Annotated in this window: 20 protein-coding genes; 9 read left to right on the top strand and 11 right to left on the bottom strand. The window is 62.6% G+C overall.

Annotated elements, in window-relative coordinates; genetic code table 11:
* Positions 1 to 46: 46 nt before the first annotated feature.
* From MPC4_RS10975 to MPC4_RS10965, 3 genes are all read right to left on the bottom strand, one after another.
* On the bottom strand, positions 47 to 1,135 hold the full coding sequence (locus tag MPC4_RS10975; protein ID WP_174512574.1) for an alkene reductase: 1,089 nt from the start codon (positions 1,133 to 1,135) through the stop codon (positions 47 to 49).
* Between the two features lie 188 nt (positions 1,136 to 1,323).
* Complete coding sequence (locus tag MPC4_RS10970; RefSeq protein ID WP_134489374.1) at positions 1,324 to 1,578, bottom strand: DUF2312 domain-containing protein; 255 nt, start codon at positions 1,576 to 1,578, stop codon at positions 1,324 to 1,326.
* Between the two features lie 161 nt (positions 1,579 to 1,739).
* Positions 1,740 to 2,558, bottom strand: a complete 819-nt coding sequence (locus MPC4_RS10965) for an N-formylglutamate amidohydrolase (protein ID WP_174512557.1) — start codon at positions 2,556 to 2,558, stop codon at positions 1,740 to 1,742.
* A 259-nt stretch (positions 2,559 to 2,817) separates the two neighbouring features.
* On the opposite strand from MPC4_RS10965, the gene MPC4_RS10960 reads away from it, so the two are divergent.
* Both MPC4_RS10960 and pyk read left to right on the top strand, forming a co-directional pair.
* Entirely contained in the window at positions 2,818 to 3,249 is a 432-nt protein-coding gene (locus tag MPC4_RS10960; protein WP_134489370.1) for a DUF1036 domain-containing protein, read from the top strand.
* Between the two features lie 46 nt (positions 3,250 to 3,295).
* A complete protein-coding gene (pyk, locus tag MPC4_RS10955) occupies positions 3,296 to 4,768 on the top strand; it encodes a pyruvate kinase (RefSeq protein ID WP_134489368.1) in 1,473 nt (490 codons plus the stop codon).
* Positions 4,769 to 4,939: 171 nt separating this feature from the next.
* On the opposite strand, the gene MPC4_RS10950 is transcribed toward pyk, so the two are convergent.
* A complete protein-coding gene (locus tag MPC4_RS10950; protein WP_174512556.1) occupies positions 4,940 to 5,728 on the bottom strand; it encodes an ETX/MTX2 family pore-forming toxin in 789 nt (262 codons plus the stop codon).
* A 187-nt stretch (positions 5,729 to 5,915) separates the two neighbouring features.
* Positions 5,916 to 8,096 carry a transglycosylase domain-containing protein gene (locus MPC4_RS10945; protein ID WP_174512555.1) on the bottom strand — a complete coding sequence of 727 codons (2,181 nt, stop codon included), beginning with the start codon at positions 8,094 to 8,096 and terminating at the stop codon, positions 5,916 to 5,918.
* A 334-nt stretch (positions 8,097 to 8,430) separates the two neighbouring features.
* Between MPC4_RS10945 and dnaN the strand changes: the two genes are divergently transcribed.
* Complete coding sequence (dnaN, locus tag MPC4_RS10940; protein WP_174512573.1) at positions 8,431 to 9,549, top strand: DNA polymerase III subunit beta; 1,119 nt, start codon at positions 8,431 to 8,433, stop codon at positions 9,547 to 9,549.
* A 259-nt stretch (positions 9,550 to 9,808) separates the two neighbouring features.
* Here dnaN and groL read toward each other — a convergent pair whose 3' ends face one another.
* Both groL and groES read right to left on the bottom strand, forming a co-directional pair.
* Positions 9,809 to 11,452, bottom strand: a complete 1,644-nt coding sequence (gene groL / locus MPC4_RS10935) for a chaperonin GroEL (protein WP_174512554.1) — start codon at positions 11,450 to 11,452, stop codon at positions 9,809 to 9,811.
* A 48-nt stretch (positions 11,453 to 11,500) separates the two neighbouring features.
* Positions 11,501 to 11,788, bottom strand: coding sequence for a co-chaperone GroES (gene groES, locus MPC4_RS10930; protein WP_134489360.1), 288 nt, complete (start codon positions 11,786 to 11,788; stop codon positions 11,501 to 11,503).
* A 38-nt stretch (positions 11,789 to 11,826) separates the two neighbouring features.
* On the opposite strand from groES, the gene MPC4_RS10925 reads away from it, so the two are divergent.
* Positions 11,827 to 12,129 (top strand): hypothetical protein, encoded by a 303-nt coding sequence (locus MPC4_RS10925; RefSeq protein ID WP_174512553.1) that lies wholly within the window; start codon positions 11,827 to 11,829, stop codon positions 12,127 to 12,129.
* Between the two features lie 43 nt (positions 12,130 to 12,172).
* On the opposite strand, the gene MPC4_RS10920 is transcribed toward MPC4_RS10925, so the two are convergent.
* From MPC4_RS10920 to MPC4_RS10910, 3 genes are all read right to left on the bottom strand, one after another.
* A complete protein-coding gene (locus tag MPC4_RS10920; protein WP_174512552.1) occupies positions 12,173 to 12,403 on the bottom strand; it encodes a hypothetical protein in 231 nt (76 codons plus the stop codon).
* A gap of 87 nt (positions 12,404 to 12,490) precedes the next feature.
* Positions 12,491 to 12,832: a type II toxin-antitoxin system PemK/MazF family toxin gene (locus tag MPC4_RS10915; protein WP_244628959.1), complete on the bottom strand. Its 342-nt coding sequence runs from the start codon at positions 12,830 to 12,832 to the stop codon at positions 12,491 to 12,493.
* Positions 12,817 to 13,005 (bottom strand): antitoxin MazE family protein, encoded by a 189-nt coding sequence (locus tag MPC4_RS10910; protein ID WP_174512551.1) that lies wholly within the window; start codon positions 13,003 to 13,005, stop codon positions 12,817 to 12,819. Before MPC4_RS10910 ends, MPC4_RS10915 begins: the two co-directional genes overlap by 16 nt.
* Before the next feature lie 224 nt (positions 13,006 to 13,229).
* On the opposite strand from MPC4_RS10910, the gene efp reads away from it, so the two are divergent.
* The 3 genes from efp (at position 13,230) to MPC4_RS10895 (ending at position 15,221) form a co-directional block, all read left to right on the top strand.
* Positions 13,230 to 13,802, top strand: a complete 573-nt coding sequence (efp, locus tag MPC4_RS10905; protein ID WP_134489351.1) for an elongation factor P — start codon at positions 13,230 to 13,232, stop codon at positions 13,800 to 13,802.
* The gene (locus MPC4_RS10900) at positions 13,799 to 14,590 is read left to right on the top strand and encodes an inositol monophosphatase family protein (protein WP_174512550.1); all 792 of its coding nucleotides are present in this window, start codon (positions 13,799 to 13,801) and stop codon (positions 14,588 to 14,590) included. Before efp ends, MPC4_RS10900 begins: the two co-directional genes overlap by 4 nt.
* A gap of 121 nt (positions 14,591 to 14,711) precedes the next feature.
* Positions 14,712 to 15,221, top strand: a complete 510-nt coding sequence (locus MPC4_RS10895; protein WP_244628958.1) for a DUF2852 domain-containing protein — start codon at positions 14,712 to 14,714, stop codon at positions 15,219 to 15,221.
* A 45-nt stretch (positions 15,222 to 15,266) separates the two neighbouring features.
* On the opposite strand, the gene arfB is transcribed toward MPC4_RS10895, so the two are convergent.
* A complete protein-coding gene (gene arfB, locus MPC4_RS10890; RefSeq protein ID WP_174512549.1) occupies positions 15,267 to 15,689 on the bottom strand; it encodes an alternative ribosome rescue aminoacyl-tRNA hydrolase ArfB in 423 nt (140 codons plus the stop codon).
* A 109-nt stretch (positions 15,690 to 15,798) separates the two neighbouring features.
* Here arfB and MPC4_RS10885 point away from each other — a divergent pair, with 109 nt between their 5' ends.
* Together MPC4_RS10885 and MPC4_RS10880 are read left to right on the top strand one after the other, a co-directional pair.
* Entirely contained in the window at positions 15,799 to 16,797 is a 999-nt protein-coding gene (locus MPC4_RS10885; protein WP_342343628.1) for an extensin-like domain-containing protein, read from the top strand.
* A gap of 93 nt (positions 16,798 to 16,890) precedes the next feature.
* Positions 16,891 to 17,136, top strand: coding sequence for a hypothetical protein (locus MPC4_RS10880; RefSeq protein ID WP_174512547.1), 246 nt, complete (start codon positions 16,891 to 16,893; stop codon positions 17,134 to 17,136).
* Position 17,137 lies beyond the last annotated feature (1 nt).

Below are 17,137 nucleotides of genomic sequence, written 5' to 3'. Positions count from 1 at the left end.
GCCGGATCGGACGCTGCGGCCGATCCGGCGGGCGTCGGCGCCTCGGTCAGGCCTCTCCAAGGGCGGGGTAATCGGTGTATCCCGTCTCGTCCCCGCCATAGAACGTTTCCTGATGCGGCGCGTTCAGGGGCGCGTCCTCGCGCAGGCGCTCGACGAGATCGGGATTGGAAATGAACAGCTTGCCGAAAGCGATGAGATCGGCGCGGCCGGCGCGCAAGGTCTCGATCGCCAGCTCGCGCGTATAGGCGTTGTTTGCGATATAGGCGCCGCTGAACGCCTTGCGCAAGCCGACGAAATCGAATGGCCGGTTGTCGCGCGGGCCGCCGGTCGCCCCCTCGATCACGTGAATATAGGCGAGTCCCCGGGCGCTCAGGGCCTCGACGAGCGGGAAAAAGACTTTCTCCGGGCTGCTGTCGATCGCATCATTGGCCGGGCTCACGGGCGAGAGCCGGATGCCGACCCGCGACTTGTCCCAGACGCCGAGGATGGCGTCGGCGACTTCGACCGTAAGGCGGATGCGGTTCTCGACGGAGCCGCCATAGGCGTCCGTGCGCTTGTTGCTTCCATCCTTCAGGAACTGGTCCAGCAGATAGCCATTGGCGCTATGGATTTCGACGCCGTCGAAACCGGCCCGTTTGGCGTTTTCCGCGGCTTTTCTATAGTCCGCGACGATGCGGGGAATTTCGTCGAGGCGTAGGGCGCGGGGCGCGGAGACGTCAACCCGGCCGTTTTCGGTGAAGGTTTGGGTCTTGGCGGTGATGGCCGAAGGGGCGACGGGCTGGCCGCCGCCGGGCTGCAGCGAGCTATGGGAGACGCGGCCGACATGCCAGAGCTGAATGAAGATCAATCCGCCTTCGGCGTGGATTGCGCCGGTGACTTTCTTCCAGCCTTCGATCTGTTCTTCGCTATAGATGCCAGGAGTCCAGATATAGCCCTGTCCTTCCTGCGAGATCTGCGTCGCTTCTGAAATGATGAGGCCGGCGGACGCGCGTTGGCGGTAATATTCGGCGTTGAGGTCGTTTGGCGCGTTCGTGCCCTTGGTCGCGCGGCTGCGGGTCAGGGGGGCCATCACGATGCGGTTGGGCAATTTGAGGTCGCCCAGCTGGAAGGGCGAAAAAAGAACATCGGCATCCACGGTCATTACGCTTTTCCCTCTCGTCACATTTGCCTGAACGCGCCTGGCCCTGGCGACCCTGAAAAGAGTGGGAAGGCGTGGGCGCCATTGCAATGCTGCGGCGCAATTTCCAGCGCGCTCGCAAAGAAAAGCGATTTCCGCCGCAAAGGAGGCGTCGTTGCTTGAACAGGCTTCTCCGTCGGCGTCCGTTATTTCATGTTCAACGCGGACATATAGAGTTCGAGGATCGCCTCCATTTCCATCCGTTCGTCACGATCCTGCTTTCTGATCTTGACGATCTGGCGCACGACCTTGACGTCGAAGCCGCGGCCTTTCATTTCCGCATAGACGTCGCGAATATCATCCGAAAGGGCCTTTTTTTCTTCTTCGAGCCGCTCCACGCGCTCGACGAACTGGCTAAGCTCGGCGGCGGCGACGCCGGACTCGGCGATGTCTTTCGTCATTGGCGTATGTCCTTGTTCAAGTGGCGCCGCGCGCTCGCCGGCGGAAAGGCGCTCTCTTCCAGACGGAAAGATAGCGTGGCGCTAGCGTTCGCCAATGTGGCCTTAACGCGCGCCCGTCAAGGCGCGGATCGCACTAATCCCCGCTATTTGCAGGGATCGGCTTAAGCATGACGGCCGGTGCGGCTTTTGTAAAATGCGAGCTGGCGCAATTCAGGACGCTTCAGAACCGCCTGCAAAATCGGTGCGAGGCGCTCGGCATAGGCGATCGCCTGATCCTCGGCGGCGATCAGATCCTGGCGGATCTCGATGAGCAATCCAGCCAGCCCCCGCCTTGTGGCTTCCTCATCCAGTGTGTCGCCTTCGAGGGCGCCGTCATAGGGCTCATTGTCGCCGACCTTGACGCCGGCTTCAGCCAGCGCCGCGATGAGCGGCTTCGCAAGGCGCGGATCGCTGTCCCAGAGAATGCCGACTTCCCAGGGACGCCGCGCGCCTTTCCAGAACGGTGTGAAGGAGTGAATCGAGACAAGCGCCGGCAGCGGCCCCGCCTTCATCATGGCCTCGATATGATGCGAGACGGCGGCGCGGTAGGGGCGCCAATAGCGCGTCAGCCGGCGCTCGATCTCGTCCGCGCTGATCCCGGCGTTGCCCGGAACGATCGCGCCGTCCGACAGCTGCATGACGAGCGTCGGGTCATCCGCGCCGCGATTGGGATCGATGAGCAGGCGCGAAAAATGCGAAAGAACCGCCGGAGCGCCGAGCAATGCCGCAAGCCTGCGCGTCACGGCGGCGGCGCCGATGTCATAGCCGATATGACGCTCAAGCTCGCTTCTTGGAAGGCCGAGGGTTCCATAGGAGTCCGGCAGGGCGTTGGCCGCATGATCGCAGATCAGAAGCACGCCGGCGCCGAGCGGGCCATCGATTTGCTCAATAGCGTCATAGGCGGCGGCCGGCTGTAGGCGAGAGCCTGGCGGATGATCCATATGCAGCTCCATACGGGCGGGAAACAGCGGCGGCCTGAAGCCGCCAGCCCGACAGATATAGCATCCCCGCAGACGCGAATAGTTGACGGGATTGGCGCGCAAGGGCTCATCGAAGCGCTGGCCAATCCGTTGCGGCCGGGCTAGAAGAAGAAAATCCGGCTGGCGGCGCCTTTGCGCCGGTCATGGCCACGTTCAAGGCTCACCTCAAGGCCAGGGCAGGCCGCTTTTAATAGTGGATCGAACCGCGACCTTGACGGCGATGAAACAAGCGATTACTCCCGCCTGCATGGCGCTTGGCGTTTTCTTGGCCGCTTCGACGGCGGCGCGCGCTGATTTTCGTCTATGCAACAATGCAACGAGCCGGGTCAGCGTTTCGCTGGCCTATACGGACGGCGAAATGTGGGTGAGCGAGGGCTGGTGGAATTTGAAGCCCGGCGCTTGCGAAACACTGGTTCGCGGTCCGCTCGCGGCTGAATTCTATTACGTCTATGCGATGGACGAGCGCGGCGGGGAATGGAAGGGCAAAGCTTTCATGTGCACGCGCGACCGCGAGTTCCGCATCCTCGGCCGCGAGGACTGTTATGTCCGCGGCTTCGACCGGACCGGCTTTTTCGAGGTCGATACGGGTAAGGAAGCAAAAAACTGGACGGTTCAGCTGACTGATCCGGCTCCGGCCCGGCCAAATCCTTAAGTTTTCGTTCCGACCTCTTATACGTCTTCGTTTCAATGAGGCTCCCATGCGGCGACTGCGACGGTGCAAGATCATTGCGACCATAGGACCGGCTTCGGCCAATCAGGAGACTCTGTCCGCGCTGTTCGAGGCGGGCGCGGACGTATTCCGCATCAACATGAGCCATGCTTCGCATGATTCGATGCGCGAACAGGTGCGCATGATCCGCGCCGTTCAGCTGGACGCGCGCCGCCCGATCGGCATCCTCCTCGACCTGCAAGGTCCGAAGCTGCGGATCGGCCTGTTCAAGGATCGCGTGGTCAAGCTCGTGAAGGGCGCGACCTTCACGCTGGATTCAAACCCGGAGCCCGGCGATGAGACGCGGGTCTGCCTTCCCCATCCGGAAATTCTGCGCGCGCTCGAGCCCGGCCATACGCTTCTTATCGACGACGGCAAGGTGCGGCTCCACGTCGTCAGCGCCGACAAGGATCACGCGGTCGCGCTCGTCGACGTCGCTGGCGAGATTTCAAATCGCAAGGGCGTGAGCCTGCCCGATACGGAGATTCCGGTTTCTCCGATGACCGATAAGGACAGAGCGGATCTCGAGGCGGGCCTTGAAGCCGGCGTCGATTGGGTCGCTGTCTCTTTCGTGCAACGGCCGGAGGACGTCGCCGAAGTCAAGAAACTCACGCGCGGCCGCGCCTCCGTGATGTCCAAGATCGAAAAGCCGCAGGCGATCGCCAAGCTCGACGAAATCGTCGAGATTTCAGACGGTCTGATGGTGGCGCGCGGCGACCTTGGCGTCGAAATGCCGCTGGAAAAGGTTCCCGGCCTGCAAAAGCGCATCAGCCGCAATGCGCGCCGTCTCGGCAAGCCGGTGGTCGTCGCGACGCAGATGCTGGAGTCGATGATCAATTCGCCGGTGCCGACGCGCGCGGAAGTGTCGGATGTCGCGACCGCCGTGTTCGAGGGCGCGGACGCCGTGATGCTCTCAGCCGAAAGCGCCGCCGGCCATTACCCCGTCGAGGCCGTGGCGACGATGAACAGGATCGCCGAGGAGGTCGAACGCGACGCTTATTACCGCGGCATCATCAATGCGCAGCGCGCAACGCCGGAGGCGACGGGCGCCGACGCCATCGCCGTCGCCGCGCGAAATGTCACCGAAACCCTCGATCTGAAAGCGATCGTCGCCTGGACCTCGTCCGGCGCGACCGCTCTCAGAATTGCGCGCGAACGACCGACCGCGCCAATCCTCGCCTTGACGCCAAATCCTGAAACCGCCGGACGTCTCGCCATCGCCTGGGGCGTCCATGCGGTCGTCACCAAGGATGCGCACGACATCAACGACATGTCCGCGCGGGCGGCGAAATTTGCTTTCCGCGAGGGCTTCGCCAAAGTCGGCGATCGCATCATCATCGTCGCTGGCGTCCCCTTCGGCACGCCGGGCGCGACGAACATGGTCCGCATCGACTTCATCGACGAAGCCGCGACCATCACCGCCGCGCCCAAGATGGAACAGGCGGCGCAGCAGCAGCAATAGTGCGGCGTAAATGCGCCGGAGCCATAGGCCGGTCCGGAGTCGCAGGGCGCAATAAAGTGCGCGATCGACTGAAATCCAGTCGATCGCGCTTTTAAATGTCTGCAGGAAAGCAGAGCGGTTTATAGTTTATCGACAAAGTAAATTGAGTGATTCTTGGCTAAAAGCCACGGTTTAGAGCAGCGCCGTGGTGACGGGTTCGACCTTCACATAAATGTCGGAAGCTTCCGAACCGGAGAGATTGCCGGATAAAACGAACGAGCGTTCTGCGTCCGACATCATGGCGGCGACGGGGAAAACCCAGCTCGAATATCCCTTGTCGCCTTTGAGCTTGACTTCGACGAGAACATTTCCGTCGAGCACTTTCACGTTGCAGTTGAACGGCGCGTCAATCTTGCCGATCCGGATATAGCCGATGACCTTCACGGATGTGAGGGGCTTGACCGTAACCTTTTGAAGAAAATTCCATTTGGATGATTCTGTCGTCGAGAAGCTCTGCTCGGCTGAAAAGCTCACCTCGGCGCTCACTTCGACGTTCGCTTCGCCGACCAGAGGCAATTTCGCCTTCACGCCCGCCTTGGCCCCGACCTTGAGGCCTTCGGTGAATTTGAACGACTGGCCGTCCTGGCGCGAATATTCATAGGAGAAGGTCGCCTCGAGCGGATCGTCAGGCGAGGCGTTGGCGTAGGTCTCCTGATGCGCGATCAGGCTTTTCAGTGACTGCTTGACCTCGCCATAGCTGAAATCAGTGATGAGCAGATCGTAACGATCCTGGTAAAACTCGGTGAGGCCCGTCTCGATGGCCGCGAGGTCCGCAACCCTCTGCGTCGCCCCGATAGAGGTCAAATAGTCGATGGCGCGCTGCATGAGAGTCGCTTGATCGATCGTCTGAAACTTCTTGAACAGGGCCGTGTTGATATCGAGTTCATTCTGCGTCGAAACGTTTCGTATTTGAAAGTTCATGGTCATTTCCTCATCTTTGCGCCGGTGATGGCGTCATTGCCCCGGCTATACATTTGATAGCGGGCGATGAGTGACGGTTGAGTGGGATTTCCCACTCGTCAGAGCTTTGCTCGATGGAGTCTTCAGTCGCGACGCGACGGCGCGCTCATCGCTTCGACGCCTTACGGCTGCATCTGGCGGATCGCGTTTAGCCGCCGAACAGATTGTCGAAGAAATTGCGCTCGCGCGGCGCCGGCCGCGCCTGCGCCGCCTGGCCAGCGTTGGGTATCAGGCCCGGCGGCGCGAACCCATTGTTGCGCGGGCGGGAATCGGCCTGCGCCGCTTGCGCGGGCGCGGCGGATGAGGGATAGGGCGGATAGGCTTGCGCGGCGGGCTGCGAAGGCCATCCGCTCTCCGCCACCGGGGCTGGCGCTGATGGTTCGGCCGGCCAGAAGGGGGCCGGCGCCTGCCACAGGCCGCCCGGCAGCGGCTGCGGCGGAACGCCCTGATGCGCGAAGCGCATATAGCGCGACCAGATCTCGACCGGCAGGTTGCCGCCCGAGGCCTTCCGTGTCGGCGAACTATCGTCATTGCCGAGCCAGACGCCGGTCACGAGATGGCTCGTATAACCGGCGAACCAGGCGTCGCGCCAATCTTGGCTCGTGCCGGTCTTGCCGGCCGCCTGCCAGCCCGGCACCTCGCCCTTGCGCGCCGTGCCGGTCAGCAGCGTCTCCTGCATCATCGTGTTCATCATCGGCAGATAGGCCGGATCGATGACGCGGCCATTGCTCGCGCCTTTGCGCTGATAGAGCAGCTTGCCGGCCGCCGTCTTCACACGGACGATGATGTGCGGCTGCACGCCGATGCCGCCATTGGCGAAGGGCGCATAGGCAGCGACAAGCTCGAGCGGCGAGACCTCCGAGGTGCCAAGCGCGATCGAGGCGTTGGGAGTCAGCTCCGACACGATGCCGAGCCGATGCGCCACCTTGATCACGTTCCTAGCGCCGACTTCGACGCCAAGACGCACCGCGACGGTATTGAGCGAGAGCGACAGGGCCTTGGTCAGCGTCACGGGGCCGAAATACTGGCGCGAGTAATTCTCCGGCTGCCAGCCTCTCACATTGATCGGCGCATCCTCGCGGATGGTCGCGGGGGTCAGGCCTTTTTCGATCGCGGCGAGATAGACGAAGGGCTTGAAGGCCGAGCCCGGCTGGCGCCTGGCCGCGACCGCCCGGTTGAACTGGCTGTCGGCGTAATTGCGCCCCCCGATGAGCGCCTTGATCGCGCCCTCCGGATCCATCGACACCAGCGCGCCCTGTCCGACGCCGAATTTCGCGCCTTTTTGATCGAGCTCCTCGGTCAGCGCCTTTTCGGCGTTCGCCTGCAGGGCCGGGCTGATCGTCGTCGTCACGGCGATGTCCTGATCGACTGCGCCGACCGTATCGTCGAGGACGTCCATGACATAATCGGCGGCGTAATTGACCGAGCCCGCGCCCGCGCCGCGCACGGCCTGCGCCGGGTGGGCGAGGGCGAGCTTGCCCATCGCCTCGGTGATGAAGCCTTCCTGTTCCATCGCCGCGATGACCTGCGCCGCGCGCTCGGTCGCCCCGGCGGGGTTACGGTTCGGCGCCAGCTTGGTTGGCGCCTTCATGAGGCCGGCGAGGACGGCGGCCTCCGCAAGCGTCACATTGCGCGCGCCATGGCCGAAATATTTCTGCGCCGCCGCCTCGACGCCATAGGCGCCCGAGCCGAAATAGACCCGGTTGAGGTAAAGCTCCAGGATCTGGTTCTTGCTGTATTTATGCTCCAGCCAGAGCGCGAGAATGGCCTCCTGGATTTTCCGCGAAACGGTCCGCTCCTGCGTCAAAAACAGGTTTTTGGCGAGCTGCTGCGTCAGCGTCGAGCCGCCCTGCATCGCGCCCCCGGCGGCGTTGCGCGTCACGGCGCGCAAAATGCCGAAGGGATCAATGCCCCAATGCGAATAAAAACGCCGGTCCTCGATCGCGATGAACGCCTTGGGCAGATAGGGCGGCAGATCAGCAAGGCGCACCGAGGCGCCGCCGGTGTCGCCGCGATTGGCGAGCAGCGTCCCGTCGTCGGCCAGAATGGCGATGTTCGGCGGGCGTTTTGGCACTTCGAGCTGGTCGATCGGCGGCAGTTTCGTCGCGTAAAAGGCGACGACGCCCGCCCCCGCGATCGTCGCCCAGACGAGGGCGGTGAAAAACCAGGAGAGCGAGGTCACGAGAAGCGAACGTCGCCGCCTCGCGCTTCGTCGCGATCCGCTGTTTTTCCGGGCCGGGCTCGTGGAAGGGCTTGCGTTCAACTCTGGCCTCTCCCGCGCCGCCTCGAACGTCGGTTCGCGCCGTTCTTTCGTCTCGCGCTTCCTCATTTCGCCGCGCCGCTGGTCCCCAAATGGCGATGACCCGCCGCCGCGCGCGCCTCGATTTTATGCGCTCGCGGCTTAAAGGCAGGTAAAAACCCTTAAAATTCTAGGCGTCGGCGGCGCTCGCGCCGCGCCAGACGCGCGCGGCCACATATGCCGGGCTTTAAGGTCATTCCAAGGCGCGCGCCGGAGCGCCGGGAAGGCGCTGATTTAGCCGTTGATTTCGGCTCTTCGCGCGCGCGGGAGACTTGCGATTTCGCTTAAGCCGCGCCAAAGTCGCGCCCCCGGCGGGAGACTGATGAGCTTGCGCGCGGAATTGAACGAACGGATTGGACGCGCCATGAAAGTCACCCTTGAGCGAGCGGCCTTGTTGAAGTCGCTCGGCCACGTCCATCGCGTGGTGGAGCGCCGCAACACGATTCCCATTCTCTCCAATGTGCTGCTGCAGGCGCGCGGGCAGACGCTTCTTCTCAAGGCGACCGATCTCGATCTCGAAGTGACGGAGAGCCGTCCGGCCGATGTAGGAGCGGCGGGCGGCACCACGCTGCCGGCGCATACGCTCTACGATATTGTGCGAAAGCTTCCCGATGGCGCGCAGGTCTCGCTCGAAACAACGGGGGAAAGCGGCCAGTTGCAGCTGCGTTCGGGACGTTCGCGGTTCAATCTGCAGACTTTGCCGGACAGCGATTTTCCCGATCTCGCGGCCGGCGAGTTCACCCATGACTTCACCCTCGGCGCGGGCGATCTGAAACGGCTGATCGACAAGACGCAATTCGCCATCTCCACCGAGGAAACGCGCTATTATTTGAACGGCATCTTCCTGCATTCGACCGAGTCCGAGGGCGCCACTGTTTTGCGCGCGGTGGCGACGGACGGGCACAGGCTCGCGCGGGTCGAAATTCCCTGCCCGAAGGGGGCTGTCGGCATGCCGGGCGTCATCGTGCCGCGCAAAGCCGTGGCGGAGGTGCAAAAGCTCATCGAGGACGCCTCGCAGGAAATCCGCATCGAGCTGTCGACGACCAAGGTGCGTTTTACTTTTGGCGATGTGGTGTTGACCTCAAAGCTGATCGACGGCACTTTTCCCGATTATGTCCGGGTCATTCCCTCCGGCAACGACAAGCGCCTCATCGTCGACCGCGCGCCTTTCGCCGCGGCCGTCGATCGCGTCTCGACAATCTCGTCCGAGCGCGGACGCGCCGTCAAACTCGCGGTGGCGGACGGCAAGCTCACTCTGTCGGTGACCAACCCGGATTCAGGCTCCGCGCAGGAGGAGTTGGATGTCGATTATGACTCGACGCCGCTCGATATCGGCTTCAACGCCCGCTATCTGCTCGACATAATGGAGCAGCTCGACAGCGACACGGCGCTGTTCAAACTCGCCGATCCCGGCTCGCCGACGCTGGTGGAGGATCGCGACGGCGCAAGCGCGCTCTATGTGCTGATGCCGATGCGCGTGTAGCATTTAGACGCATGCCGCAGGCCGTTTGCGATCGCGAACGGCGCCGCCCGCCTGTCGAGCTTTCAGTCGACCCCGGGGCATATTCCGATCAGATCGGTTCGATCTGATCAGCAACTATATGCTCAAGCTTTTGAATCTGAACCGATTTCTGACCGATCGAATGACTTCATTCGATCGGAAAGCTCTAAGAGTGTCCCGGCGCCGGACGCCTTCGCAATCAGACCCAGCGAAGTGACCGGGCCGGCCCGCTGATCCGGCCTCAGAAATCCATTCCGCCCATTCCGCCCATTCCGCCGCCGCCCGGCATTGCGGGGGCGTCCTTCTTCGGATGTTCGGTGATCGTCGCCTCGGTGGTGACAATCAAGCCCGCGATCGACGCGGCGTCCTGCAGGGCCGTGCGCACGACCTTCGTCGGGTCGATGATGCCGAGCGCAACAAGATCGCCAAATTCGCCCGTCTGCGCATCGTAGCCGTAGCTATAGTCGTTGGCTTCGAGCAGCTTGCCGACCACGACGGCGCCATCGCCGCCGGAATTGTCGACGATCTGCCGCGCGGGAGCCTGTATCGCTTTGCGAACAATATCGACGCCGGTCTTCTGATCGGGATTTTCGACCTTGACCGCGTCGAGGGCAGGGATGGCGCGCAGAAGCGCGACGCCGCCGCCGGGAGAAATGCCTTCCTCGACCGCCGCGCGAGTGGCGTTGAGGGCGTCGTCGACGCGGTCCTTCTTTTCCTTGACCTCGACCTCGGTGGCGCCGCCGACGCGGATCACCGCGACGCCGCCGGCGAGCTTGGCAAGGCGCTCCTGCAGCTTCTCGCGGTCATAGTCCGAGGTGGTCTCTTCAATCTGCGCCTTGATCTGGCCAATGCGCCCCTCTATGTCGGCCTTCGCGCCGGCGCCGTCGATGATCGTCGTTGATTCCTTGTCGATATGCACCCGTTTGGCGCGGCCGAGCATCTGCAGCGTGACGTTCTCGAGCTTGATGCCGATTTCTTCCGAGATCAGCGTCCCGTTGGTCAGGATCGCGATGTCCTCGAGCATGGCCTTGCGGCGGTCGCCGAAGCCCGGCGCCTTCACGGCCGCGACCTTGAGGCCGCCGCGCAGCTTGTTGACGACGAGCGTGGCGAGCGCCTCGCCCTCGATGTCCTCGGCTATGATGAGGAACGGCTTGCCGGTCTGCACGACAGCCTCGAGAATCGGCAGCAGGGCCTGCAGGGAGGACAGCTTCTTCTCATGCACGAGGATGTAGGGGTCTTCGAGCTCGGCGCTCATCTTCTCGGCGTTGGTGATGAAATAGGGCGAGAGATAGCCGCGGTCGAACTGCATGCCTTCGACGATTTCCGTCTCGGTCACGAGGCTCTTGGCCTCCTCGACGGTGATCACCCCTTCATTGCCGACCTTCTGCATCGCCTTGGCGATTTCTTCGCCGATGAACTGATCGCCATTGGCCGAAATTTTGCCGATCTGGGCGATCTCATCGTTCGATGAGACTTTCTTCGAATTCTTCTTGAGGTCGGCGACGATCGCTTCCACCGCGAGATCGATGCCGCGCTTCAGATCCATCGGGTTGAGGCCGGCCGCCACGGCCTTCGCGCCTTCCCGGGCAATCGAGGCCGCGAGCACGGTCGCCGTGGTCGTGCCGTCGCCGGCGTTGTCGTGCTGCCTCGAGGCGACTTCGCGCACGAGCTGGGCGCCGAGGTTCTCGAATTTGTCGGAGAGTTCGATCTCTTTCGCCACCGTCACGCCGTCCTTGGTGATGCGGGGGGCGCCGAAGGACTTCTCGATGACCACGTTGCGGCCTTTCGGGCCGAGCGTGATTTTCACCGCATTGTTGAGAATCTCGACGCCGCGCAGAATGCGATCACGGGCGTCGGTGGAAAAACGGACGTCTTTGGCAGCCATTGTCGTTCGCCTCCTGGCGGGGATAAAACGGGTGCGTGCGCCGCCGGGTTAATCGACGACGCCGAGGATGTCGCTTTCCTTCATGATGAGCAGGTCCTGCCCGTCGATCTTGACCTCTGTGCCCGACCATTTGCCGAAGAGCACCTTGTCTCCGGCCTTCACGTCGAGAGGGATCAGCTTGCCGCTCTCATCGCGCCCGCCCGGGCCGATGGCGATGATTTCGCCTTCCTGCGGCTTCTCCTTGGCGGTGTCGGGAATGATGATCCCGCCCTTGGTTTTCTCTTCGCCCTCGAGGCGCTTGACCACGACCCGATCGTGCAACGGACGGAACGCCATGCCGTTTCCTCCCTGTTTCGGGCCGCCCGGATCGCCACATGGGACAGATCCCGCGGCGGATAGACCAGAAAGCCTCTTTCGCGCTCTCTTGCGTGGAGCGTCAGAACGAACCGGAGATAGAACCGGCCTCGCGGCTTTTCAAGACTCCGGCCGCCATACGCGGACCGCATGGCTGCAAGGGTCATACGCTCATCGGATCAGGACTCAAATCGGAAAGATTCATCCGGCCGGCCCCTCACAGCGTTGCGCCGGCTCAGTTGCTCGCCTTGTGGCAGAACGCCGTCGGCAAGCTCATCAAGCTCATCTTGTCGGTGACGGCGCAACCGCGCTCTATGTGCTGATGCCGATGCGGGTGTGAGATGGCTTGAGGTCGGCTTGGGAGGCCTATTGCTCGTCCCGCAAAATTTGCGTCAGCAGCTCCTTGCCGCCTTCAATGGATTCGTCGCCGCGAAAGCGAGAGATTTCGAGATGATCATCCTCGAAAATGTCGATCTCCATCCTTTCGCCGACAAGCGTAACCGACAAAGTTATGGTGTCCGGGCGCGTCCGCATGATGAAGAAATGCAGGCGTGCGGCTTCCAGGGCCTTCATGGTTTCAAAAACGGCGGAAGACATTTGTATCTCTTTAGAGGTGGTCGCGAGGCCGTGACGATACATGGAGCAATCCATGTGGGATCGTGGCCTGACTCGCGATCGAGCAAGTCACACAATCCCCAAAAACAGCACCAGCGCGCGATTGACGCGCAGGAGCAGGGCGTCGTCGGCTTGGCCGATCACGTCGCCGATTTTGGAGATGGGAACGACGGTGAGTTTGTCGATCGCGATTTGAGAAATCTCTCGCAGTCCATTTCGGGGAGAAGGCGCGACTTCCAACCGGAACAGATCCGCGTCGTCGCGAAGCGTCGTCGTCAGGGGGCAAATGACGGCGAACGGCAGTTCGGCGAAAAGATCGCTTTGCACGACGAGCGCGGCGCGCGGCTTGCCGTAATCGCCCGATGTCGCAACGACCACGAATTGGCCGCGCTTCATTACGGCTCGGGCCATTCATAGACGCCGGCGACAAAGCGCATGATCTCATCGCCAGCCGGATCACTGGCGGCGACGGCGAGCGCCTGAGCGCGGCATTTTGCGGCAAAATCGGGGGCGCGGCTGTCCGGCGCCCATATTTGCACGGGGCGCAGACCTGCCGCCCGCATCCTCTGGCGATAACTCGCCATGCGCTTTTGCGGCGGCGCTGGACTTAACTGCCTCGGTCGACGCGGCATCCTGAGAACCTCTGATTTTGCGTAACATGTTACATTAAGCGGCGAAACGTGTCACGATCCTTTTCAACTCGCGTCCTAACCTGCCGGCCGGGCGGTTGACGCATCGCTGCCCGGCAGGCATTGAAGCGCACGCATCAACGCCGTAGCGCGTCCCCGCGCCGGAGCCAAAACATCAAATGCCCAAAATCAATGGAAACCAGATTGCGCCGGGCGCCGTCATCGAGCATGACGGCGGGCTTTGGGTCGCGGTCAAGACCAACGCCGTAAAACCCGGCAAGGGCGGCGCCTTCAATCAGGTGGAGCTCAAAAACCTGATCGACGGCCGCAAGCTGAACGAGCGTTTCCGCGCCGACGAGACCGTTGAGGCGATCGACCTTGAGCTCAAGGATTTCAGTTATTTATATGCTGAGGGCGAAAACCTCGTGTTCATGGACCTTGAAAGCTATGAGCAGATCGAACTCGCCAAGGACTGGATCGGCGAGCGCGCCGCCTTTTTGCAGGACGGCATGAAGGTCACGCTTCAGATGCATGAGGCGCGCCCGATCTCGATCCGGCTGCCGGCCTATGTCACCTTGCAGATCGTCGAGGCGGACCCGGTCGTGCGCGGCCAGACGGCGGCCTCGTCCTATAAATCCGCCGTGCTCGAAAATGGCCTGCGTGTGCTGGTGCCGCCCTTCATCGCGAGCGGCGAAAAAATCGTCGTCGACACCAATGAAGTCACTTACATGCGCAGGGCTGACGAGAAATGATCCGATCCGCTCTTATGAATGTGATGACCGCCGCCGCCCTCAAGGCGGGGCGCGGCCTGAAGCGCGACTTCGGCGAGGTCGAGAATCTGCAGGTCTCGGTCAAGGGGCCGGGCGATTTCGTCACCGCCGCCGACAAGCGCGCCGAAAAAGTGCTCTATGAGGAACTGGCGAAAGCCCGCCCCGGCTATGGCTTTATCCTCGAGGAAAGCGGCGAGATCGAAGGGTCGGACAAGAGCCACACCTGGATCATCGACCCGCTCGACGGCACCACCAATTTTCTGCACGGCCTGCCGATCTTCGGCATTTCGATCGGGCTTGTGCGGGAAGGCCAGATCGTCGCCGGCCTCGTCTATAATCCGGCCAATGACGATATGTTCATCGCCGAAAAAGGGCAGGGCGCTTATCTCAACAACCGGCGCCTGCGCGTCGCCGCGCGCCGGGACCTTTCCGATGCGCTGATCGGCTGCGGCGTGCCGCATCTGGGCAAGGCGGACGGCCACGCGCAATTCAAGACGGAACTCGCCGCCGTCATGGCGAAGGCCGGCAACGTCCGCCGTCTCGGCTCGGCGGCGCTGGATCTCTGCTATGTCGCCGCCGGCAATTATGACGGCTTCTGGGAGCGCGGGCTGAAGTCCTGGGACATGGCCGCCGGGATCATCATGATCAAGGAGGCGGGCGGCTTCGTCACCGACGCCGACGGCGGCGTGGACATGCTGGGCAAGGGCTCGGTCTGCGCCGGCAATGACGTGATCCAGCGCGCTTTGCTGGCGCTGATCAAGCAGGCGTGAGCTTTACGGGCAGAAACATTAATTTCGCGCGGCGCAGCTCGACGAAACAAAAAAGCTCCTTACATCTATGTCGTCACCGGCCCCTTTCGTTGCGGCGTCCGGCGAACAGGGAGCTTTGAAGATGAGCCCAGACATGGGAAAGCCTTTTGATCCCGGCTTCAATCGGTCGAGCGCCGCCGCGGCGCGGCGCTCTTGCGGCGGACGCAGCTGGAGGCCGCTGGAAATAGCGGCGATGGTGGCCGGCTTCGCACTCTATTGGCCGCTCGGACTTGCCGTTATCGCCTGGAAGTTCTGGCAGAAGAAAAGCGGCTATGAGGGGGACCTTTTCTCCTTCACGCGCGAAAAATGGGAAGGCGCCTCCAATTGGAGCTTTGGCGCCTGCGCCTCTCAAGGGCGGGGCTTTGCCGCGCGCAGCTGGCGCAATGCCGGGTTTGGCTCCAGCGGCAACCGCGCTTTCGATGAATGGCGCGAGGGCGAACTCGCCCGCCTCGAAGAGGAGCGCCGCAAACTCGTCGCCGCCGAGCGCGAATTCGCGGAGTTTCTTGAGAACCTCCGGCATGCGCGCGATCGCGAGGAGTTCGACCGCTTCATGCAGGAGCGGCGCAACCAGCAAGGCACGACTTCGATCTGAATTTAAGGCGCCCTTCGCGGCGCCTTCTTTTTGCGCGGGGGCTTTCTATTCGGAAGGCCCGCGCCGCAGCTTTTTGGTTTCGCCGCGCTGCACCTTCGTGTCGACGCGGCGTCTTTTCGCCGCAAGACTGGGACGCGTCTTGACGCGGAATTTCGGCCTCTCCGCCGCCGCGGCGATCAGCGCGACAAGCCGCGCGATGGCGTCCTTGCGGTTCAGCTCCTGCGAGCGGAAATTTTGCGCAAAGATCACGATCGCGCCGTCCTTCGTGGCGCGCGCCCCGGCAAGCCGCAGCAGGCGGCGCTTGACGGTGGGTTCGAGCGAGGGCGAGTTCTCGACGTCAAAACGCAGCTGCGCTGCCGTCTCGACCTTATTGACATTCTGTCCGCCGGGGCCGCTCGACCGCACGAAGGTCAGGCCGATTTCGGCCTCGTCGATCGAGACATGCGGCGTTGCTTCGATCCGCGCCACGGCTTCTCTCCTTAGGCTTGCGCCGCGATCAATTCAGCATCCGTTAACCGCGATGCTTTAGCACCGCTTAAAGATTCGCGCTCATCTTTACGCGATGGCGCGTCGCATCTTGCCATTTGTCCTCATCGGGGCGCTCTTTGGAACGCTGGCGGGCTGCTCCAATTACGTTGGGGCGCGACGCCCGCCTTGGCGCGCGCAGGCGGAAAACGCCTGTTTCGCGCAAAGACCGTTCCAGCTCTCGGCCTATGTCCAGCCGGCGCGCGAAATCGACGGTCCCGGCATTTGCGGCCTGACGCGGCCGTTAAGGGTGACGGCCCTCGAGGATGGCGCAGTCGGCTTCAACGCCCCCTATACGCTCGATTGCCCAATGGTCGCGGCGCTGAATGAATGGCTGCGCGATGTGGTGCAGCCGACGGCCGAGGCGCGTTTCGGGCAAAGGGTGGTCGAAATCATCGGCATGGGCGCCTATAGCTGCCGCGGCATGAACGGCATTCCCGGCGCGCGCATCTCAGAACATGCTTTCGGCAACGCCATCGACGTCGGCGGATTCCGCCTCGCCGACGGCCGCGAGATTTCGATCGTGCGCGACTGGACACGCGGCGACGATCAGACCCGCGCCTTTTTGCAGGATGTCCATATGGGCGCCTGCGCGCATTTCACCACGGTGCTGGGGCCAGGCGCCAATGTGTTCCACTACAATCACATCCATGTCGATCTCGCCATGCATGGCAATTCGTCGACCGGCCTGCGGCGGATCTGCAAGCCCCTCCTGCGGCCAAACCCGACGCCGGCGCTGCCTCCGGACGGCCTGCCGGATGCGCCGGATCTCGACGAAGAGATCGATACGGCGCAGAACAAGGTCTTGAAAGATGACGCTCGCGCCTTGCAAAGCGATATTTTGCAGGTGGGACCGGGGCCGGGTCCGACGGCGCGCATTCCGGATCAGTATTTTACCTCGGCGATGAAGCCGCCGGCTCCAATTCCGATGACGCGTCCCTCAACGGTGAGAGCCTACGCGCCAGCGCCCGCGCCGCTCCCAGCCGCCTCGGTTCCGGAGGGAAGCCCGTCCGAGTGGGATCTGACATCCTCGATTCCACAGCGGCGCTGACTGGCGCAATCGCGCCGGCGGCGCCCGCGAGAGACGGAACCGGGTCGATGCTCGTGCGTTCCGGCGGTGATTCCATCAGAAGGAGTTACAGTCATGAAGCCATTATTCGTCGGTATAGGCGCCGTTGTATTTGTCTTAGGCGCAGCTTTTGCGCAGGACACGACAGTTATTCAAAAAGACGGTCCAGACGCGGACAGGACGATAATTCAGCATCGTAGCGCGGATGACGACGCCAACGATCGGGTATACACCCGCGGCGACGCCGGATGTTCGAGCAAAACTGTCACGAAGAGTGACGAAAACGGTGACAGCGTCTCGAAGACCAAATCGAATTGCTGAA

Origin of the sequence: Methylocella tundrae (genome assembly GCF_901905185.1) — a bacterium.
GTDB lineage: Bacteria > Pseudomonadota > Alphaproteobacteria > Rhizobiales > Beijerinckiaceae > Methylocapsa > Methylocapsa tundrae.
Note: the sequence above shows the minus strand (reverse complement) of the source record. Positions and strands in the feature narration are given on the sequence as shown.